The sequence below is a fragment of the Ruegeria sp. AB11 genome, from assembly GCF_056536325.1.
In genome coordinates, this window is the sequence record NZ_JBQFJO010000001.1 from 145,001 (window position 1) to 164,121 (window position 19,121).

At 56.2% G+C, this 19,121-nt stretch carries 20 protein-coding genes and 1 tRNA gene; 12 read left to right on the top strand and 9 right to left on the bottom strand.

Features of this window, described 5'->3' with window-relative positions:
- Positions 1-294: 294 nt before the first annotated feature.
- The 4 genes from ACR3EJ_RS00795 to ACR3EJ_RS00810 all read left to right on the top strand — a co-directional run bounded on the left by ACR3EJ_RS00795 (position 295) and on the right by ACR3EJ_RS00810 (position 4,188).
- Positions 295-1,044 carry a 5-oxoprolinase subunit B family protein gene (locus ACR3EJ_RS00795; RefSeq protein WP_170544345.1) on the top strand — a complete coding sequence of 250 codons (750 nt, stop codon included), beginning with the start codon at positions 295-297 and terminating at the stop codon, positions 1,042-1,044.
- Positions 1,041-2,036, top strand: coding sequence for a 5-oxoprolinase subunit C family protein (locus ACR3EJ_RS00800; RefSeq protein WP_170544347.1), 996 nt, complete (start codon positions 1,041-1,043; stop codon positions 2,034-2,036). Before ACR3EJ_RS00795 ends, ACR3EJ_RS00800 begins: the two co-directional genes overlap by 4 nt.
- 12 nt (positions 2,037-2,048) lie before the next feature.
- Positions 2,049-2,810, top strand: coding sequence for a LamB/YcsF family protein (locus tag ACR3EJ_RS00805; RefSeq protein WP_170544349.1), 762 nt, complete (start codon positions 2,049-2,051; stop codon positions 2,808-2,810).
- A 130-nt stretch (positions 2,811-2,940) separates the two neighbouring features.
- Positions 2,941-4,188: a hypothetical protein gene (locus tag ACR3EJ_RS00810; protein ID WP_170544351.1), complete on the top strand. Its 1,248-nt coding sequence runs from the start codon at positions 2,941-2,943 to the stop codon at positions 4,186-4,188.
- 64 nt (positions 4,189-4,252) lie between these two features.
- On the opposite strand, the gene ACR3EJ_RS00815 is transcribed toward ACR3EJ_RS00810, so the two are convergent.
- Both ACR3EJ_RS00815 and ACR3EJ_RS00820 read right to left on the bottom strand, forming a co-directional pair.
- Positions 4,253-5,632, bottom strand: coding sequence for a D-alanyl-D-alanine carboxypeptidase family protein (locus ACR3EJ_RS00815; protein ID WP_170544889.1), 1,380 nt, complete (start codon positions 5,630-5,632; stop codon positions 4,253-4,255).
- Positions 5,633-5,913: 281 nt separating this feature from the next.
- Positions 5,914-6,615: an HAD family hydrolase gene (locus ACR3EJ_RS00820; protein WP_170544353.1), complete on the bottom strand. Its 702-nt coding sequence runs from the start codon at positions 6,613-6,615 to the stop codon at positions 5,914-5,916.
- A gap of 94 nt (positions 6,616-6,709) precedes the next feature.
- Here ACR3EJ_RS00820 and clpS point away from each other — a divergent pair, with 94 nt between their 5' ends.
- The 4 genes from clpS to hemF are packed head-to-tail and all read left to right on the top strand — an operon-like array spanning position 6,710 to position 9,751.
- Positions 6,710-7,051 (top strand): ATP-dependent Clp protease adapter ClpS, encoded by a 342-nt coding sequence (gene clpS, locus ACR3EJ_RS00825; protein ID WP_170544355.1) that lies wholly within the window; start codon positions 6,710-6,712, stop codon positions 7,049-7,051.
- Positions 7,052-7,060: 9 nt separating this feature from the next.
- Positions 7,061-8,023 carry a class I SAM-dependent methyltransferase gene (locus ACR3EJ_RS00830; RefSeq protein WP_170544357.1) on the top strand — a complete coding sequence of 321 codons (963 nt, stop codon included), beginning with the start codon at positions 7,061-7,063 and terminating at the stop codon, positions 8,021-8,023.
- A gap of 37 nt (positions 8,024-8,060) precedes the next feature.
- Positions 8,061-8,861 carry an SDR family oxidoreductase gene (locus ACR3EJ_RS00835; protein ID WP_170544359.1) on the top strand — a complete coding sequence of 267 codons (801 nt, stop codon included), beginning with the start codon at positions 8,061-8,063 and terminating at the stop codon, positions 8,859-8,861.
- A 5-nt stretch (positions 8,862-8,866) separates the two neighbouring features.
- Positions 8,867-9,751, top strand: coding sequence for an oxygen-dependent coproporphyrinogen oxidase (gene hemF, locus ACR3EJ_RS00840; RefSeq protein ID WP_170544360.1), 885 nt, complete (start codon positions 8,867-8,869; stop codon positions 9,749-9,751).
- Between the two features lie 3 nt (positions 9,752-9,754).
- Here the strand turns inward: hemF and ACR3EJ_RS00845 are convergent, their stop codons facing one another.
- Positions 9,755-10,162, bottom strand: coding sequence for a hypothetical protein (locus ACR3EJ_RS00845; RefSeq protein ID WP_170544362.1), 408 nt, complete (start codon positions 10,160-10,162; stop codon positions 9,755-9,757).
- 191 nt (positions 10,163-10,353) lie between these two features.
- Here ACR3EJ_RS00845 and ACR3EJ_RS00850 point away from each other — a divergent pair, with 191 nt between their 5' ends.
- Positions 10,354-10,866 carry a toxin-activating lysine-acyltransferase gene (locus ACR3EJ_RS00850; protein ID WP_170544364.1) on the top strand — a complete coding sequence of 171 codons (513 nt, stop codon included), beginning with the start codon at positions 10,354-10,356 and terminating at the stop codon, positions 10,864-10,866.
- A gap of 1 nt (position 10,867) precedes the next feature.
- Complete coding sequence (locus tag ACR3EJ_RS00855; protein ID WP_170544366.1) at positions 10,868-11,779, top strand: Hint domain-containing protein; 912 nt, start codon at positions 10,868-10,870, stop codon at positions 11,777-11,779.
- 3 nt (positions 11,780-11,782) lie between these two features.
- Here the strand turns inward: ACR3EJ_RS00855 and modC are convergent, their stop codons facing one another.
- Genes modC through modA form a run of 3 tightly spaced genes read right to left on the bottom strand, consistent with a single transcriptional unit; the run spans position 11,783 to position 14,320 of the window.
- Positions 11,783-12,874: a molybdenum ABC transporter ATP-binding protein gene (gene modC, locus ACR3EJ_RS00860; protein WP_170544368.1), complete on the bottom strand. Its 1,092-nt coding sequence runs from the start codon at positions 12,872-12,874 to the stop codon at positions 11,783-11,785.
- Positions 12,871-13,563 carry a molybdate ABC transporter permease subunit gene (gene modB / locus ACR3EJ_RS00865; protein WP_170544370.1) on the bottom strand — a complete coding sequence of 231 codons (693 nt, stop codon included), beginning with the start codon at positions 13,561-13,563 and terminating at the stop codon, positions 12,871-12,873. Before modB ends, modC begins: the two co-directional genes overlap by 4 nt.
- A gap of 4 nt (positions 13,564-13,567) precedes the next feature.
- The gene (gene modA / locus ACR3EJ_RS00870; RefSeq protein ID WP_170544372.1) at positions 13,568-14,320 is read right to left on the bottom strand and encodes a molybdate ABC transporter substrate-binding protein; all 753 of its coding nucleotides are present in this window, start codon (positions 14,318-14,320) and stop codon (positions 13,568-13,570) included.
- A gap of 189 nt (positions 14,321-14,509) precedes the next feature.
- On the opposite strand from modA, the gene ACR3EJ_RS00875 reads away from it, so the two are divergent.
- Positions 14,510-15,763 (top strand): aminotransferase class V-fold PLP-dependent enzyme, encoded by a 1,254-nt coding sequence (locus ACR3EJ_RS00875; protein ID WP_170544374.1) that lies wholly within the window; start codon positions 14,510-14,512, stop codon positions 15,761-15,763.
- An 84-nt stretch (positions 15,764-15,847) separates the two neighbouring features.
- Positions 15,848-15,923, top strand: a tRNA-Val gene (locus ACR3EJ_RS00880).
- 460 nt (positions 15,924-16,383) lie between these two features.
- On the opposite strand, the gene ACR3EJ_RS00885 is transcribed toward ACR3EJ_RS00880, so the two are convergent.
- From ACR3EJ_RS00885 to ACR3EJ_RS00895, 3 genes are read right to left on the bottom strand one after another with little or no spacing between them, the layout of a single operon-like run.
- A complete protein-coding gene (locus tag ACR3EJ_RS00885) occupies positions 16,384-17,139 on the bottom strand; it encodes an ABC transporter ATP-binding protein (protein WP_170474546.1) in 756 nt (251 codons plus the stop codon).
- A 9-nt stretch (positions 17,140-17,148) separates the two neighbouring features.
- Entirely contained in the window at positions 17,149-17,904 is a 756-nt protein-coding gene (locus ACR3EJ_RS00890; RefSeq protein ID WP_170544376.1) for an ABC transporter ATP-binding protein, read from the bottom strand.
- A 10-nt stretch (positions 17,905-17,914) separates the two neighbouring features.
- On the bottom strand, positions 17,915-19,120 hold the full coding sequence (locus ACR3EJ_RS00895; RefSeq protein ID WP_170474539.1) for a branched-chain amino acid ABC transporter permease: 1,206 nt from the start codon (positions 19,118-19,120) through the stop codon (positions 17,915-17,917).
- Position 19,121: the final 1 nt, after the last annotated feature.

Below are 19,121 nucleotides of genomic sequence, written 5' to 3' on the forward strand. Positions count from 1 at the left end.
TACGAACTATGAGTCTCACCGAATACGGTTAAAACCATCCTTCAAACCTATCAGACATACCGCTCAGGTTTCAGTGCTTGTTGGTTCAAACCCTATATATAGTGAGAGCACTACGCCACCTCCACAAGACAGGACCGACTCGATATGGAGCAGCGATTCATTTCCAATCCCGGAATCGCACCCAGCATCGGCGCCGCCGAGCGCATTGCCCAACGATCCTACAAGGCCTTGCGCATTGTCTATGGATAGGCTCAGGTCTCTCAGACGCTCAACCGATACGCCTGCGACCGTGATATGACGACTGACACTAAGTTTCCCCTGCTACGAACCGTTGGATTAGACGGTCTGTTGGTGACCTTTGCGCAAACCATGTCCGAGCCATCAAACCGCGCCGCTCTGGCATTTCGCGGCGCGGTCGAAGAACAACAGATCGACGGTGTGCTTGAGACGTCGGCCTCGCTGGCATCTGCATTTATACGGTTCAATCCCTCAAGCCTGTCGCATCACGACATCGAAGAGTTGCTGCGCGCGATGTTGGACAGTCGCGATTGGTACGCCGCACCCTTGCCTGCGGGGCGACGATTCTGGAAAGTACCGACAGTCTACGGTACCGATCTTGCGCCACAGCTAGAAGACGCAGCGCTGGCAGCTGGATTGTCACCCGCAGACGCCATCGATCGTCTCAGCCAATCGCGCGTGCGGGTACTAACCATCGGGTTCGCTCCGGGCCAACCTTATCTCGGGCCACTAGGTCCCGAATTCAACATTCCTCGCCTGAAAGAGCTGACGCCAATGGTGCCCGAGGGTGCGTTGGTTCTAGCAATTTCGCAATTTGTTCTGTTCTCAGGGCCAACTCCAACCGGATGGCGCCATGTAGGGCAAACCGCATTCCGTTGCTTTCGTCCGGACATGGAGCAGAGCTTTGCCCTCAACCCCGGTGATGAGATGCAGTTCATCTCTGTCTCGCGCGAGGAACTTGAGGATATCCAGAGAACCTGTACCGATGGTTCTGGCGGTGCGAGTTGCAAGGAGATCACGGCATGACGCTGATCGTCCATCGCATCGGTCCAGCTTGCACGGTTCAGGATCAAGGGCGTACTGGGTATCTGGATCAAGGCCTGTCACGTTCGGGTGCCGCAGATGTAATGGCGCTTTACGAAGGAGCCGCCTTACTGGGTAACGCCCCAAAGTGCGCAGCACTGGAAATGGCGGGGATGGGGGGCGAGTTTGAGGCAACCGAGCCTACCGCCATCGCGCTAACCGGCGCACCTATGCGGGCCAGTATCGATGGCAGCCCGGTTCTGTGGAATGCCTCGCACCAGATGGAAGTCGGACAGCGACTGATAATCGGGTCGGCTCAACAGGGCAGTTATGGGTATCTACACTTGGGCGGCGGGGTCGAGACCGAAATGACACTGGGCTCTCGCGCCGCACATCTGACCGCCAGGATCGGGCGCGCTGTTCGGGCCGGCGATCGACTGCCCGCACCCGGAGCGGGAACCACGGGCCTGAAGTTGCGTGCCGACGATAGATTCTCGGGAGGCTTGCTGCGGGTCGTGGCCAGCTTTCAGACTGCGCTGTTCGATGAAGGTACACTTGCGCGGTTTACACGAACGACTTTCCACCGTGGCGCCCGGGCCAACCGGATGGGCATGCAGCTAGATAGCGAAGGCGACGGCTTCGCTGCCAAAGGCCAGTTAGACATCCTGTCAGAAGTTATAACCCCCGGCGATATACAGATGACCGGTACCGGTGCACCCTTCATCTTACTTCCCGAATGCCAGACCACCGGAGGCTACCCGCGCATCGCAACCGTCCTAGCCTGTGATCTGCCCCGTGCGGCACAGACCCCGGCAGGGGGCGAGGTTCGGTTCGAGTTTGTATCGATGGAACAAGCTGTGACACTGCAAGCCGCTTTTGAGGCCGAACTGGCCCGCATACCGGGGCGCGTTGAACCTTTGGTCCGCGATCCGCATGACATCCCGGACCTTCTGTCCTACCAATTGATCAGCGGAATGATCTCTGCCACCGAATAAGGAGTTATCGCGATGCCGAGCGTCGATCTGAATGCAGATATGGGCGAGAGCTTTGGCCCCTGGAATATGGGGGATGATGAAAGCCTGCTGAAGATCATCACTTCGGCCAATATCGCCTGTGGCTTTCACGCCGGTGACCCGGATGTGATGGCCAAGACCATGACTCTGGCGGCCAAGAACGGTGTTGGCATTGGCGCGCATCCTGGTTTTCCCGATCTACAGGGGTTCGGGCGTCGAAACATGAAAGTACCTCATGACAGTTTGCGCAATCTTGTGCGTTATCAACTCGGATCGGCCATCGGTATGGCCAAAGCCGTAGGTACCGAAGTCCGGCACCTAAAATTGCACGGCGCACTGGCCAATATGTGTTCGGTCGATATCGACATGGCGCGCGCCTGTTATCAGGGCGCGCTGGATGTGGACCCCAACATTATTATAATGGTGCTTGCGGTGACCAAGCAGGAAGCGGCTGTGCGCGAACTGGGTTGCAAATGGGTGGGTGAGATCTTTGCGGATCGCGCCTACAACGACGACGGCACGCTAGTAGACCGGTCCTTGCCGGGGGCGGTCATCCATGATCCCGCGCTGGCAGGGCCGCGCATCCTGAACATGGTGAACGAAGGTGCGATCATCACCGAATCCGGCAAGCGGCTAGAGACTTCAATTGATACGATATGCCTGCATGGTGATGGCCCGACGGCGGTTCAGATCGCGCACTCCGTGCGCGAGAACCTGATCGCAGGCGGTGTCGAGGTCACAAAGTTCATCCGCTAGTCACAACAACGTAACTTTCGAACCCCATCTCCAAACTGTTGCCCATGCAGGCCTTAGCGCCTAGCATGAGTGGCAAGTGCATGATCTGACTACCACAAATCCAAGCAACGCGCCGCAAGGAGATGAGCCTATGTCTTTCGATCTGATGTCCTACCAGCCAAGGGGCGACAAGAAAAACTCGGACTTCTTCACCGAATATCTGCCCAGGATTTACGAGCGTCGCATCAGCTCGGGCATCGCGGATCAGGTAGGCGCGATGCGCGCGATCGTCATTCAGGTTGAAACCGATGCGCTGTTCGACACGTTGGTCGAACTTTATGTAATGACCCCCTATCGCCATACTGCCAGCTATCTGGGCCAGACGCATAAGTTCGCGGTCATGCACTCACATGCCGATTACCCGGCGCTGATTCTGATGGCTCCGCTCAGTTCGGCGTTCGAAGATTTCATTCCCCGCATCAACAGAATGTACCCGCTGGCGCGCGGCACGCCTCAGACGCGCTATGTGGGTGAGATTTACGGCGCTACCGATTTGAAGAACCTGACGGGAACGCTGGAGGATCAGAATATTCGGTTCGAATATTCTGGGGATACGGAAAACCCATTTTACACGTTGGACGGATACCGGTTTACGACGCCGTCGGATTTCACGTGCAACCGCGTCGGCTATTCAACGCATGATTTCAACGACACCGACAGTCTGGGGCTTGGCGATCGCGTGATGCTGAGCGATGCGGAACAAGCGCGGCTGGATCAGGCCGCAGCCTTTGGCGCCGACAGCAAAATCTCTCCGCTGATGCTGGGAATCGATCACCTCGCCACGCGGGTTCTCGCCGGAGAGCGCGAGGACGCGATCCTTGAGTTTCTGACCATGGTCCCCTATTATTTCTGGGGGGCGTACAACATCTTTGACATGAACTCGTCAACCAACGTGAACCGTAACGCCAATGTAGATGACGACAAGAAATCCCCCGCCAAGGTCTTCACCGCCAACAACACGCCATCCTTCGTAAATTCCTTCGCCAAACTGCCGATGCCGACCGAGGATTTCGTGCGCAACTTTGGACGCCGCCTGCACCACATGGCAGTCGAGATTCAGGATGGTGATCATGCCGCAGGTGAGAAAAATGTCGATTTCGTAGTGAATACGCTCAAAGACAATGGTGTGCCATTTCTTGCCCATGTGGTGGGCGAGTGCAAAGACGATCCGAATCTTAAACAGATCTTCTCGAAGCACTCGAAACATACATTGCTGATCACTGAGTATATCGAGCGCTGCCATCACTATGATGGCTTCTTTACCAAAGACAATGTTGCTGCCCTGACCGCTGCCGCTGGGCAGGACGAACAGTACCAGCATGGTCACGTTTTCGACTGATCGGATGAAAAAAGGGCTGCGAGATCATCGCAGCCCAGACCCATCCAGGAGAGTATGTCGGGTCTTATGACGGCCCGATCATGAAACATGTGACGTTGCGCGCCTGCAACCGGCGGCAAGCCAGATCGGCCTGTTCGCGGGTCATGCCCTGAAAGGTCGCATCAAACCCGCGCGCGCTCTGGTTCACCTTACGCAACGTGCCTTCCAATGTAGTCATTTCCGACAGCGCGGTTTTCAGCAAAACTTTCTCGGCCTCGTATCGCGTAGTGTATCGGCCCACATTGACACCCCACAGGTGACCGCCGGATGTGGACAGGCGGGTAACCACTTCGGGTTCCGGCTCTGGCTGTCTGGCCGGTTCAACCGAGGCAAGAACCACATCCCCAGGCCGCGAAACTGGTCGTGTTGCGCTGTCCGCAGGTGCGATATCCGCTGCCGCAATGGCGGCGGCAATACCGTCTTGAATACGGGAACCATTTTTCTCGGCCGTTTCGGCAACTGCACCTGCTACTTGCACAGCAGCGGCTGCCGTCGGACGCAGGACCGGGCGCAAGCTTTTCTTCGGTGGACCAACCTGAGCGACCTGTACGGTGCCCAGCCCCGTGTTTCCGGCATACGCCGGGCGGGCAGGCTTGCGGATCGGCGCGCGCGAGGGGGCACGGCGGAAACCCATATCCAGAAGTTCAGCTACACGGGCGTTACGTGATGCGCCGGATTTGCCGCCGAAGACCGTGGCAATGATGCGTTCATCCTTGCGTTTGGCTGAAGCAACAAGGTTAAATCCGGCCGCGCGGGTATAGCCGGTCTTGATCCCATCGGCGCCCCTGTAGGCCGCCAGCAGGCGGCGGTTGGTGTTCGGAACGGTCTTGATCCCGGCATGAGTCGATTGGCGCGAGAACAGATTATAATACTGCGGATAATCATACAGCAGATGACGGCCCAGCGTGGTCATGTCGCGCGCGGTCGACAAGTGGCCCGACTCGGTCAGACCATGCGCGTTCTTGAAGGTCGTCCGGCTCATCCCCATCGCCTTGGCGGTACGGGTCATGCGACGGGCAAAGGCCGCCTCGGAACCGCTGAGCGCGATACCTATGGCGGTCGCCGCATCATTGGCCGATTTCACTGCTGCTGCCCGGATCAGATAACGAAACGCGATTCGCTGGCCCGTGCGCAATCCCAGCTTGGACGGCGGTTCAGCCGCCGCCTTCTTGGTGATCCTAACCTGAGTGTCCAATGTGATCTCACCATTCCGCACCGCCTCAAACGCGATGTAGAGGGTCATCATTTTGGTCAGCGATGCCGGATGGAGCCGCGTGTCGGCATTACGGGAATGCAGCACTTCCCCGGTGCGCGCGTCGATGACCATGGCTGCGTAGGGGGCCGCCACGCCTTGAAGTGGCGCAAAAGAAAGCAGCCACAGGAATGCTATAAGGAATAAGCCCATTCGGGCCGGAACTGTCCGCCGAATCTGCACGATCTTTGCCTCTGTCTGCCTCGCGCCGCCGGGTTTTCCCGGTCAGCAATTTTTATTTTGATATTGGTTAGGCTAACACAGGGACGGGCTTAAAGAAACTGAAAGCTGCGTGTTCGTTACACCCACTCCGACCTAGCACTGCACTACATGTGGTATAAGTTGCGCGTCCAGACACCAAACCCGCGATTACGCCGAAATTCAGGCAAGCCAATCCATCGAATTTTTCGCAACTGATGTGAAACGGCAACAGGTCAGGAAATCCGGGCAACCAGAACCGAGAGATCGCCCAGATCTCGCAACTCACAAAATCTGGGATTGCCGGCCGGAGTTTCAGCCTTCTCAATTTCCCAGACCAGCCCATGGGGCACATACACGCCCCAGCATCCCGCTTCGATGGGCGCCACCACGTCAGACCGCATCGAGTTTCCGATCATCATCGAGGCCTCGGGACCATCCCCATGCTGCGCAAAAATCGTCGAATAAGTCGCTGCCGTTTTTTCGCTCACGATCTCGACGCCATCAAATAGCTCACCCAATCCGGATTGCGCCAGCTTACGCTCCTGATCGATCAGGTCGCCCTTGGTGATCAGCAAAACCCTGTGCGTCTCGGCCACCGTCTCGATGGCCTCGCGCGCATGGGGGAGCAGTTCGATGGGATGCGCCAGCATCTCCTGCCCCGCTTCGACAAGTTGGCGGATGACGCGCGCCGGAACGCGATCTTCCGTCACCTCAATCGCTGTCTCGATCATCGATAGGGTAAAACCTTTGATGCCATAGCCATAGTGTCGAATGTTCCGCTTTTCAGCGGCAAGAAGACGTTCCATCAGGTGATCACGCTCGGCGTGATCGGCCAGCAATTCGGCAAAATACGCCTGCGTCAGTTGAAAAAACCGCTCATTATGCCACAGCGTGTCATCCGCATCGAACGCGATTGTGGTCAATTTGTCCTGCATTGCGATTCCGACTCGTAGCTCTTTTCTCTGACCACAGTGACGTTATATAAGCCCTCAAACAAACCGAAGCTTGAATCGGGATTCTCTTACAGCAATGCGCGAACACCAGTGGATCATGTCGGACAAGGACGACCAGGACGACGACACGTCGGTCCTGGTGCAAACACGTCCCAAGACCAAGCGGCCTCCACTGTATAAGGTGTTGCTGCTGAATGACGACTACACGCCGATGGAGTTTGTGGTGCATGTGCTGGAACGGTTCTTCGGCATGACCCATGCACAGGCGTTCGAAATCATGCTGACCGTGCACAAGAAAGGCGTCGCCGTGGTTGGCGTGTTCAGCCATGAGATTGCCGAAACCAAGGTCGGGCAAGTGATGGATTTCGCGCGCAGGCATCAGCACCCGCTGCAATGCACCATGGAACGCGAAGAATAACGCGCGGCCATGTCTCCTCGCCTTGAACTTGCCCTAAGCAGCGGGCTCCGCCTGTCACAACCTCTGATCGTGCTGGCCCCAACCCCCAACCACGATCTGTCGGACCTGCCGCACGAGACGCAGGTGATACAACCCTTCAAACCCTTTCACGATCATTTTGCCGCGCAAGGTTTTGTGGCAACGCCCAACAGTGACGCGCCCAGCCAGGATGCTGTCGTCTTCCTGCCGCGTGCCAAAGCGCTGGCCCGGGCGTTGGTTCATCAGGCTTGCAGCCGCGCCAGCGGGATCATTGTGGTGGACGGGGCCAAAACCGATGGCGTCGACAGTTTGCTGAAAGACATCCGCAAGCGGGTCGCAATCAACGGGCCGATTTCGAAAGCGCATGGCAAGATTTTCTGGTTTCAGTCTGATGCGGACGCGTTTGCCGACTGGGCTGCGCCTGAAAACCAAATGGTCGACGGATTCCACTCCGCACCCGGTGTGTTTTCCGCTGACGGTATCGATCCTGCCTCAGCCCTGTTGCAGAGGTCTCTGCCAACCAAGCGCGGTACGCGCATTGCTGATCTGGGCGCAGGCTGGGGCTTTCTGTCCGCCGGGCTGATCGACGACACCTTGCACAGCCTGCATTTGGTTGAGGCGGATCACACCGCACTCACCTGTGCCCGCTCCAACGTCACCGACCCTCGTGCGCAGTTCCACTGGGCCGACGCAACCAATTGGACCGCACCCGAGCCACTGGACATGGTGGTCATGAACCCGCCGTTTCACACCTCGCGCAGTGCTGACCCGGCCCTTGGGCAGGGATTTATCGCAAACGCCGCACGAAACCTAACACGCAACGGGCAACTCTGGATGGTTGCCAATCGCCACCTGCCATACGAAGCCACCCTGGCCGAGTTCTTCACGCGCGTTGAAGAAGTTGCAGGAGATAACCGATTCAAGGTGTTTCATGCCTCTCGCCCTCGGGGCTGAGGCCCGCTAACCTGCGCCAGAACTCAGGAGGATTCGCATGTCCTTTTCAATCGCGGGCAAGACCGCAATCGTCACTGGCGGTGCCAATGGCATCGGGCTTGCCATCGGGCGGCATTTTGCCGATGCAGGTGCCAATGTCATGTTTGCCGACATGGATGAAAAACGCCTGTCTGAAGAGCTGGGTGAACAGGCGGATGACAGCAATATCCGCTATTTTGCGGGCGATCTGCGCGAAAAGCTGACCATCGCCAACTTACTCTCGGCAACGCTGGATGCTTTCGATCAAGTGGATATCCTGATCAATGGCGCACGGCAGGTCATCCCTTCAGACCCGCTCGACGCGGATGATGACTCGGTCCGTACATTGTTGAACCAGAACCTGATGCCTGCGCTGAGACTGAGCCAACTGATCGCCAAGCGGTTCATCAAACAGGCTGATGGTGACACCGAGAACCCTGCAGGTTCGATCATCAACCTGTCCTCGATTGCTGCGCGCCGAACCCACCCGGACCTGATGGCCTACTCGGTCTCAACAGCCGCCCTGGATCAGATGACCCGTTCGCTTGCTGTAGCATTGGCGCCGAGCCGCATCCGCGTGAACTCAATTGCTCTGGGATCGGTAATGAGCGCCTCGTTGCAATCCACTTTGAAGGAAAATCGCGACTTCCGCGATGATATCGAAAAACACACGCCCCTGGCACGAATTGCAGCGCCAAACGAACTGGCGGAAACAGCGCAGTTCCTTGCATCGGATGCCGCGGGTTTCATGACAGGGCAAATCCTGACCATTGACGGCGGCCGCACCCTGCTGGACCCGGTCGCGGCACCTGCCCACTGACACCTATGTTTGACACAGAAAAAAACACCGCCTCCGCATGGTTTCGCCAATTGCGCGATGAGATCATCATGGCGTTCGAAGCGCTTGAGGAAAGCCACGACGCTGGCCCGTTCTCAGACGATCAACCGGGCCGTTTTGAAGTGAAAGAAACCACCCGCCAATCCGACGATGGCTCGGACGCTGGTGGCGGTTTGATGTCCGTTATGCGCGGCGGTCGCGTGTTCGAAAAAGTGGGCGTTAATGTTTCAACCGTTTACGGCACACTAGGCGAACGCGCGCAGAATGCGATGGCTGCGCGCAAGGGCATTCCCGGAATGAAAGATGACCCGCGTTTCTGGGCGTCTGGCATCAGCCTGGTGGCACATATGCAGAACCCGCATGTGCCTGCGGTACACATGAACACACGAATGTTTTGGACACCGCATGCCTGGTGGTTCGGTGGCGGGTCCGACCTGAACCCTTGCATCGAATATGACGACGACACCTCTCATTTCCACGCCACTCAAAAGGCTCATTTGGATCCGCATGGTGCGTCGCATTATCCACGCCTCAAAGATTGGGCCGATGAATATTTCTACATCCCCCACCGCAAACGCGCACGAGGTGTTGGTGGGATATTCATGGATGACTATTGTACGGGCGACTGGCAGGCAGATTTCTCCCTGACCCAGGATATTGGCCGCGCATTCCTTCCAGCGTTCTTACCTCTGGTCGAGAAGCGTCGAATTCAGAGTTTCAATGACACGGACAAGACTAAGCAGCTTGTGCATCGTGGTCTCTATGCGGAATACAATCTGGTTTACGACCGTGGCACCAAGTTTGGTCTGGAAACCGGGCATGATCCCGATGCCGTTCTCATGAGCCTGCCGCCGCTGGCGAAATGGATCTGATGGTCAGAAACCAAAATCTATGAAATTGTCATAGCAATATCCCTGAGCCGACCCTGCCGTCATATTTGCTCCTACGGTTTTGACCGTGACGGAATATGTTGTGACATCTTCAGCCCCTTCAGGCGGTGACAGAGAAAACTGCACCGTACGGGCACCTCTCTCATAGGGTTTCGAGATATAGATGCGTTGAGTTGCCGATGTCCGCAGCGTCCGGATCGCAAAATCACCGATCCCGCACCAATAGGCCACTGGCGCTGATGTACCGATCGCAGCCACCTCGTAGGTGCCATCATTCAATGGCGTGACTGTTGTTCGAAATGCGGGCCGCACACCCACACCGAAGCCAACAGCTTGTGAAAGTGTGGGGCACACCAAAGCAGCCACCAGGCATGCAAGCTTCAGAATTCGCATATCCAATACCTCATTCGATAACTTCGATCGACGCCATCAAAGCGTGAATTCAATCAATAACATACCATGACAGCATTCTTGCTTCTGGTACAATGTCGAATTCGTGTGCCCTTGGTTACCCACCATGAAAATCCTTTCATTGAATATGATCCGCGCTATGATCTAAGGAACCGTAGTTTCCAGAGTGACCCGTGCAGACGTCATTTCCAAAAGACTGGTTCGATATTTCTCCTGAAAAATACGCCGATTTCGGTGCAGTGTTTTATCTCGCGGCACTGACCAAAACACATCGGGATCGCAACTTAGGTCAGGCGCTTTATGCCTTTGAAACGCCCTTGCGTCTGGGGCAGTATCATATCTTTCGGCAAAACGGATTTCCGCGCGGGTTTGTGACTTTCGCCGGTCTAAGCCCTGAAGCCGAACATCGCTATGCGGTACAGGAACAGCCGTTGAATGACGCCGATTTCACCAGCGGTACGTCTTTCTGGATCATCGACATGGTCGCTCCGTTTGGTCAGACCAACCAAATTGTCGAGATGCTGAAACGCGAGATTCCACATCCCCGGGTGCGCACTAACCGGATGGACAGCGACCTGACCCGAAACCGCATCGTCGAATGGACCCGTGACCAGAACGCTGAGGTGCATATGCGCCTTTACAGAAAAAATGAATTCGCGCGAGTGCTAAAGCAGGAGGGATCATAACATGGTCTCGATAGTCGGCGATACAACAGGTTCGGTGACAGATGATCCACCGAATGTGGCAACCGGTGATCTTGATATTACCAGCGGTGCCACCATCGCCTCGCAGGACTGGTCAATCCAGACGCCGCCCGATCACGGGACAGCCAGCATTGATCCAGCTACAGGCGAATGGACCTATACGGTCGACCCTACCTTTTTCGACAGTTTGGATAATGGCGAAATCGTCACCGATACGTTCACGGTCGAAGTCAACGCCGTCGTCAGCGTCTTCGGCTTTAATTTTAATGCAGCTCCGGAAACAACCGATGTCACCATCACAATTGAAGGTGTGTGTTTTACTGCAGGCACGTTGATCGAGACCGAAGTCGGTTCGCAACCGATCGAAACTCTTCAGGTGAATGACGAAGTGTTGACCGCCGATCACGGCTTGCAGCCCATCCGCTGGATCGAAAGCAGCCGATTGGACCGTGGGCGATTACGTGCGAACCCTTCAATGCGACCGGTGCGGCTTACTGCAGGCAGTCTTGGGCTAAATATTCCATCCCGTGATCTTCTAGTCTCTCAACAGCATCGAATTCTGATAAGTGGTCCCAAGGTCCAGATGCTATTTGGTGCGCCCGAAGTATTGGTCGCCGCAAAACACCTTTGCTCCTGGCCGGGCATCGATATCGAAACAAGCGACCAGCCTGTCGAGTATTTGCATATCCTTCTGGACAGGCACGAGATTCTAACCGCCGAAGGGGCGCCAGCTGAAAGCTTATTTCTGGGTGAAGAAACTCTTTACACGCTTTCGTCTGACGCATTGCAAGAACTCGTCGAGATTTTCCCCGACCGCGCGACAGACGAACACAACGGATTCGGAAATGTCGCGCGCCTTATCCTGCGCGAGCATGAGGCGCGCGCACTTGCCTAATCCTTAGACGACCCGCCCACCAACATCCTGTGGGGCCAGTGCGACAGTCTTGATCACCGCATAGCAACTGCTGCCCTGCTGCAATCCCAAGGCCGCGACCGAGCGTCGGGTCACGCGGGCCAGAACAATCCCAGCAGGTGTGTTGACCGACACAATGGCACCCGGCCCTTCGCCTGATCGGATCGTTTCGACCTGCCCGGAAAGCACGTTCAGGGCTGACAGCCCTTCTGGTGGTATGTTCGACAAGATCACCTCTTGCGCCGGGATACGGATACGCAGGTCTTCGCCGATCCGGTGCGCAATGCGCGGCAGGAACAACCGCGCCCCGCCTGCGTCCAATTCAGATAAACCATCATCGTGATGAGCCGCCACGCGAACGCTTAGCACCGCACCCACGGCGCGCACACCGGCGGGGGCAACTGATGGGTCGGCCAGCACTTCGGACGCAGGGCCAAAGCGTACCACCTGCCCATCCTGAAGCGCCACGACCGATGTCGCCAACCGCGCAACCTCGGCCGCCGAATGTGTTACATAGAGGATTGGAACCGAGACCTCATCCCTTAACCGTTCAAAATAGGGCAGGATTTCCGCCTTCCTCGCATCGTCAAGCGCCGCCAAGGGCTCGTCTGCAAGAATCAGGCGCGGGCTGGCCAACAAGGCGCGGCCAATGGCAACACGCTGTTTCTCACCGCCCGACAGCATAGCCGGGCGCCGATCCAGCAGGTGGCCGATTCCCAACATCTCGATCACGCGATCCGGGTTTTCGCGCTGTACCCCGCGCGGGGCAAACCAACGACCATAGTTCAGATTCTGACGCACAGTCAGATGCGGGAACAAGCGGCCTTCCTGAAAGATGTATCCCAGTCGCCGCCGATGTGGCGGCAGCCAAACCCCGCAATCCGTATCGAATAAAACCCAATCACCCACAGCAACACGTCCCGATTGGGGGCGCAGCAACCCGGCTACGGCATTGACCACCGTGGTCTTCCCGGAACCCGAGCGCCCAAAAAGGACTGTGACACCCAGAGGCGCTTCAAAATCCAAATCGAGCGCAATACCCGGCAGATTATGTTGCATGCGAACAGACAGACTCATGACCCTGCCACACGTTTGGCCACACGGCGGCCCACATATTCTGACAAGAGCAGCGCCCCCATGGCGATTATGATCGAGATGATCACCAATCGCGTCGCCGCCGCCTCACCCCCGGGCACCTGCAAAAACGCATAGACGGCGGAAGGCAGAGTCTGGGTCTGGCCCGGTATATTTGAAACAAAAGTGATCGTGGCCCCGAACTCTCCCATCGCTTTAGCAAAGGCCAGTATTGCGCCTGCGATAACTCCAGGCAGGATCATCGGCAGCGTCACCGTTCCAAAGACCATCAGACGCGACGCACCCAACGTAGCCCCGGCCTGCTCCAGTTTGGGATCCACCGCCTCAATCGACAAACGGATCGCGCGCACCATCAGTGGAAAGGCCATGATCCCAGCTGCAAGCGCCGCACCGGTCCAGCGGAATGCGAAAACGATACCAAGCTCGGCCAACGGCCCACCCAGCGGCCCCTGAATGCCGAACGTCAGCAGCAACAGATAGCCGGTTACGACCGGAGGTAGGATCAGCGGCAAATGCACCAGACCATTCAACACTTGCCGCCCCGGAAAGCGCCAACGCGCCAAGGCGTAGGCCACGAAGATTCCGAATGGCAGCGTTATTAGCGTCGCCCAGAGCGACACGCGCAACGACAGGTGCAACGCCTCGATCTCTGCTGGTCCCAACCACCCCATCTCGTCACCCGTTCGGCAGGGTGAAACCCTGCCTCAGAAACTCTGCCTGCGCGGTTTCTCCTTGCAGATAGGTCAGAAATGCCTGCGCATCTGGATTTGCGGTGCGGGTCAGGGCTGCGGGGTAGACAATTGTCGGATAATGCTCAGGCGGGATTGTTCCGATCACACCCACCCGATCCTCGGCAATTGCATCTGAACGATACACAATTCCCAGTGGTGCAGCACCCGTCGCCACCAGCGCCAGTGCTGCGCGAACATTATCTGTCTGTGCGATCTGGTCCTGTACTTCGTTCCACATGCCCAAACCCTGCAAGGCAGCCTTGCCATAGATACCTGCAGGAACGGCATCGACCAATGCCAACGCCAGATAACCCCCATCCAACTGGGAGAGCAGATCAAACCCAGCTCCAATTTCGGCGGCTTCCGAACTCGGCCCGCCAATCAGCACCAACCCGTTGCTTAGCAAGTCCACCCGTGAAACAGTATCGATCAAATCTTCGCTTTGCAGCACATCCATCCACTCTTGATTGGCCGATATGAACAGATCTGCAGGGGCACCAACCTGAATCTGCCGCGCCAATACCGATGAAGCGGCGTAAGACACCGTGACACTGTGCCCGGATTCTTCCTCAAACCCGGGTGCGATGGCATCCAGCGCGGTCTTGAGGCTGGCCGCAGCAAAGACCAGCACCCCCTCGGCCCGAACCGGAGCTGCGATCAGCGTGCATAACGCCACAGCCGCAATCAGACAGCGCATCTTGTGCCTCCGGTTCAAAGGGTTGCAGTCTCTTTGGGCATATCGGAGGCGACACGGGGCAGGCAAGGCCCTTTCCCGGCGCAAGGAAACATCTGGCTCTACAACGACACGCGTTTCTGTCGCAATTGGGATTGAACCCGGCAGGCATTCAGGCTGATGTGAGCCAAACCAAGACAGGAACCGTTGAACATGCTGCAGCAGACCCCCGGACTGATTGAAGAAATCCGCTCACGCTTTGCCCATGTCGACGCCTGCCCGTTTCAGGGGCCACGCATTTTCTTTGAAAACGCAGGCGGTGCGCTGACCCTGAATACGGTGGTCGACACCTCGGCCAAATTCGCTGCGATCCCGGATAATCAGGGGCGGGACAACGTCGCCAGTCATGCGCTGGTCGATATCATCAACCGCGCGAAGGCAGATTTGTCTGTCTTCATGAACGCCTCAGAAGGTCAGTTCTTTGTCGGCGAAAGCGGGACAGAGCTGCTGTTCCGCATGATCCGCACGGCCTGCGTGAATGCACCGAAGGGGGGTAAGGTGATCGGCAGCTCCATCGAACACCCCGCCAGTCGCAGCGCCGCACGCAGATGGGCTGAAATCGCCGGCCTTGACTATGTCAATGTGCCCCATGACGACGCAACAGGCCTTGTCACCGCCGAAGACTATGCTGCGCTGATGACCCCGGATGTGGCCGTCGCCACGATCCTGCACGCCTCGCCTGTAACGGGCATGGGGATGGATGTGGCTGCCATAGCGCGTGTCATCCGCGCTGTCGCACCCGATTGCTTCATAATCGTCGACGGCATTCAGCACGCAGCCCATGGCCAGATGGATATCGATAGCTACGACGTCGATGGCTATGCGATCTCGCCTTACAAAGTGTTCTCACGTCATGGTTATGGCATCGCCTGGATCTCGGACCGCTTAACTGCCCTGCCGCACGACCAATTGATCGACGCCCCTGCAAACGGATGGGAATTTGGCACCAGAGACACCGGCTCATACGCCGCGATGTCCGACGTGGTCGGCTATTTCGACTGGCTCGGCGGACAGGTCTCAGAGGAAACTGATCGCAGAGACCGCATCCGGGCCGCCGGCCATGCGATACACGCCTACGAAACACACCTGACCAATGCTATGATCAACGGTACAGGCAACCTGCCCGGTCTGAGCGATATGGACCACATCACGATCCTGGCTGGTGCCGATAATCCCGCGCGCGAGGGGCTGGTGTCGATCACTGTCGAGGATTTTCCGTCGGCGGATGTGGTGACCCGGCTGAACCAACAAGGCATCCGCACCCATACCCGAAAAGCGGACCACTACAGCGGCAATGTGCTGACACCTTTAGGCCTGAACGACTGTATCCGCATCTCGCTGTGCCACTACAACACCGAACATGAGGTCGCGCAGCTCTTGGCCGCTCTCAAGGACATGAAACCCTGATCTGCAGCGCGGTACAAATTTGCGGAAGAAATTGTGCCCTACCCTCTTGCGCCCGCGCACGGGCTTAGCTACATGAGCCCTCACGGGTGATTAGCTCAGTTGGTAGAGCGCTTCGTTTACACCGAAGATGTCGGGAGTTCGAGTCTCTCATCACCCACCATCAAACAGCCCTTGTTTTACTGGCGTCCTTTAAAATAAGGACATGACGCTGCCGTGTGGAGCACATCGCGGGAGTACATCGTGGGTCGTTTCGCAATGCCAAATCCAACTCTGATTAAGGGCTCGTATTACTGCCGAGTCGCCGTCCCTGCCGATCTCAAGGGCGAGGCCAGGGGAACGTAGGTGACAGCGACGATCAATGGACAGATCATAAATCGCAATGTCGGGAGCCGAGCTTTGCTGAGTTTGAATCGAGCTTCCGTTCCGCGAACATAGTGGACAAAAAAATTCCTGAATATGAAAGGTTCATCAGGTCTTCGACCACCGGATCGTATTACTCGACTGCATGGTTCGAGTTTATTCTTTTCGCGTAAATCAGTAGACTTACAACCGAAGTAAACAGGTGCATCGGACACGTTATTAACCTGTCTTTTTGGCCTGATAAGTAAGGACTATGCGGGTTAGATCGCTAGATATTCCTCACGAAGGTTGGTGTCTTCAAGTACTTCTTTCGCTGTACCATCAAATACAATGGTTCCGGTATCTAGTATGATCGCACGGTCCGCTAACTCCAAAGCGCGCACGGCATTCTGCTCAACAATTATCGTTGTCATACCCTGTTGCTTAACGTGAGTAAGGGTCTTTTCGATTTCATCGACAATGACAGGAGCCAATCCCTCATACGGTTCATCCAAAAGTAAGACCTTGATGTCCCTCGCCAAGGCTCTGGCGATTGACAGCATTTGTTGTTCGCCTCCTGACAGTGTAATTCCTTCTTGTTTTCTGCGCTCTCCCAAACGCGGAAACAACTCGTAAAGCCGTTCCAGTGACCATCCGATTGGCGGCGCAATCTGAGCAAGCTGCAGGTTTTCTTCGACGGTCAGGCCAGGAATTATTCGCCTGTCTTCTGGTACCAGACCAAGACCAGCTGCCGCCGCCTCGTAGCTTGTCATTTTGTGTAGCGGCTTGTGGTCTAGCCAGATTTCGCCATGTCTTACTTCAGGCTCTCCAACTCTCGCAATCGAACGAAGAGTTGAGGTTTTTCCGGCACCGTTACGCCCAAGAAGAGCAAGAATCTCGCCTTCGTGCACGTTGAAACTGACGCCTTGAACGATATAGCTTTCGCCGTAGTAGGAGTGCATATCCCAAACGGAGAGAAACGCAGGCGCAGTGCTGGCCATATTGGCATTTTTCGAAAAGTCAGGTTTCTCGTTCATAGGTTTTCCTTACGCAGCCTCGCCTAGATAGGCTTCGCGAACCTTGGGGTTTCCGCGGATGTTTTCCGGAGTATCTTCAACCAGAGGTGTTCCCTGCGCCAGAACGGTGATGCGTTCGGCAAGGCTGAATACGACGTGCATATCATGCTCAATGATTGCGATGGTGATGTCGCGCTCATCCTTAATTTGTTTCAGCAAGTCGATTGTGTTGTTTGTATCCGCCCTCGCCATACCCGCGGTAGGTTCGTCTAACAGCAGTAGCCGCGGATTCTGACTGAGGCACATGCCAATCTCGAGTCGGCGCTTATCGCCACGTGAAAGCGAGGCTGCATGCATTTCGCGCTTGTCAGCCATGTTCATCTCTTCCAGCATCGCTTCAGCCTGTTCAACAATCGCCTTTTCGTTGGCGATGGTCTCATACGCATGCATCCGGAACACTCCATCCCTCATAGCAAAAATAGGTATCAACATGTTCTCAATCACCGTCAGTTCACCAAAAATCTCTGGTGTCTGGAAAACACGACTAATGCCCATCTGATTGATCTGAAAAGGTTCGAGTCCCAAAACCGAGGCGTTGTCGAACAATACGGTTCCTGTGTCCGGCATAAGCTTGCCCACAAGACAATTCAGCAGGGTCGACTTGCCAGCACCATTGGGCCCGATGATCGCATGAACCGAGTTTTCTTCTACATTGAGGTTTACGTCCGTCAGCGCCTTGAGGCCGCCGAAGCGCTTGCTAACGTCTTTGACTCTTAGAATTGCCATGGCTCGCCCCTTATTCCGCCGGTTCTGTCTTGCCAGACGTTGCGTCATCGGTTTTTGGTTTCTTGCGTTTGATCCGGTTGAGCAAACGCTGACCACCTTCGACCAGCCCCCCCGGCAGGTAGATAACGACGAGCATGAAAAGGATGCCAAGCGTTAGATGCCAACCTTTTCCGATGAACGGATGGATCACGAAAACAACCGCGTTCTCCAACCCATCAGGCAGGAAAGCAAACCAACTGTGCAACACATTGTCGTTGATCTTAGAGAAGATATTTTCGAAGTATTTGATGAAGCCTGCGCCCAGAACCGGGCCTATCAATGTGCCGGTACCGCCTAGGATCGTCATCAGAACGACCTCACCCGAAGCGGTCCACTGCATACGCTCAGCGCCCGCCAGCGGGTCCATTGCGGCCATCAAGCCACCAGCCAGACCGGCATACATGCCAGAGATAACAAACGCTGCCAACGTGTACGGCTTCGAGTTAAGGCCGGTGTAATTCATCCGCTGCTGGTTCGATTTGACAGCCCGTAGCATCATGCCGAAAGGCGAGCGAAAGATGCGGATAGATAAGTAGAACACCACCATCATAACTATCGCACAAAGATAATATCCCGCGTTAAAATCAAAGCTCCACGCTCCGACGTCCATTGTATAAGTTGCGCGCATCGGCAGCCCGAACAGATGTGGCAGGTCCGGTGAGTTGGCACCCTGCAGGATTTGCGGATCGTCTGCGTAAACCTGCAGACCGGTTTCCCCGTTGGTTAGATTGAACTTGGGGTTCGACAAGACAGAGTAGGCTAATGCAAAACTCATCTGCGCAAAGGCCAGAGTCAGGATCGAAAAGTAGATGCCGGACCGGCGCAGACTGACATACCCAATCAGCAGCGAGAATACCCCGGCGACCACAACGCTGAGCGCGATAGCCGGAATGATGTTGTAACTCAGCAATTTGAACATCCACACGGCTGAGTACGATCCGACACCCAAAAAAGCCGCGTGACCGAATGACAGGTATCCGGTTAGGCCGAACAGGATGTTGAACCCGATGGCAAAGATGCCAAAGATAACAAAGCGCTGCATCAGGTCCGGATAACCCGCGTTGAACTGCGCCATGGCGCTACCTTCTGGGAACGGGTTCAGGATGAACGGGGCCAGAAGGGTGAGAAGGCCGACGATGATTAGAAGGCTGGTGTCTTTTTTGTTCAGTCCAAACATC

Excerpts from the sequence above, each read along its gene's own strand:
- modA (WP_170544372.1), bottom strand. The coding sequence starts at position 14,320 with ATGCGCTGTCTGATTGCGGCTGTGGCGTTATGCACGCTGATCGCAGCT.
- ACR3EJ_RS00875 (WP_170544374.1), top strand. The coding sequence starts at position 14,510 with ATGCTGCAGCAGACCCCCGGACTGATTGAAGAAATCCGCTCACGCTTT.
- ACR3EJ_RS00830 (WP_170544357.1), top strand. The coding sequence starts at position 7,061 with ATGTCTCCTCGCCTTGAACTTGCCCTAAGCAGCGGGCTCCGCCTGTCA.
- ACR3EJ_RS00795 (WP_170544345.1), top strand. The coding sequence starts at position 295 with ATGACGACTGACACTAAGTTTCCCCTGCTACGAACCGTTGGATTAGAC.
- ACR3EJ_RS00845 (WP_170544362.1), bottom strand. The coding sequence starts at position 10,162 with ATGCGAATTCTGAAGCTTGCATGCCTGGTGGCTGCTTTGGTGTGCCCC.
- ACR3EJ_RS00800 (WP_170544347.1), top strand. The coding sequence starts at position 1,041 with ATGACGCTGATCGTCCATCGCATCGGTCCAGCTTGCACGGTTCAGGAT.
- hemF (WP_170544360.1), top strand. The coding sequence starts at position 8,867 with ATGTTTGACACAGAAAAAAACACCGCCTCCGCATGGTTTCGCCAATTG.
- clpS (WP_170544355.1), top strand. The coding sequence starts at position 6,710 with ATGCGCGAACACCAGTGGATCATGTCGGACAAGGACGACCAGGACGAC.
- ACR3EJ_RS00895 (WP_170474539.1), bottom strand. The coding sequence starts at position 19,120 with ATGTTTGGACTGAACAAAAAAGACACCAGCCTTCTAATCATCGTCGGC.
- ACR3EJ_RS00835 (WP_170544359.1), top strand. The coding sequence starts at position 8,061 with ATGTCCTTTTCAATCGCGGGCAAGACCGCAATCGTCACTGGCGGTGCC.
- ACR3EJ_RS00810 (WP_170544351.1), top strand. The coding sequence starts at position 2,941 with ATGTCTTTCGATCTGATGTCCTACCAGCCAAGGGGCGACAAGAAAAAC.
- ACR3EJ_RS00815 (WP_170544889.1), bottom strand. The coding sequence starts at position 5,632 with ATGGGCTTATTCCTTATAGCATTCCTGTGGCTGCTTTCTTTTGCGCCA.
- ACR3EJ_RS00805 (WP_170544349.1), top strand. The coding sequence starts at position 2,049 with ATGCCGAGCGTCGATCTGAATGCAGATATGGGCGAGAGCTTTGGCCCC.
- ACR3EJ_RS00820 (WP_170544353.1), bottom strand. The coding sequence starts at position 6,615 with ATGCAGGACAAATTGACCACAATCGCGTTCGATGCGGATGACACGCTG.
- ACR3EJ_RS00890 (WP_170544376.1), bottom strand. The coding sequence starts at position 17,904 with ATGGCAATTCTAAGAGTCAAAGACGTTAGCAAGCGCTTCGGCGGCCTC.
- ACR3EJ_RS00885 (WP_170474546.1), bottom strand. The coding sequence starts at position 17,139 with ATGAACGAGAAACCTGACTTTTCGAAAAATGCCAATATGGCCAGCACT.
- modB (WP_170544370.1), bottom strand. The coding sequence starts at position 13,563 with ATGGGGTGGTTGGGACCAGCAGAGATCGAGGCGTTGCACCTGTCGTTG.
- ACR3EJ_RS00855 (WP_170544366.1), top strand. The coding sequence starts at position 10,868 with ATGGTCTCGATAGTCGGCGATACAACAGGTTCGGTGACAGATGATCCA.
- modC (WP_170544368.1), bottom strand. The coding sequence starts at position 12,874 with ATGAGTCTGTCTGTTCGCATGCAACATAATCTGCCGGGTATTGCGCTC.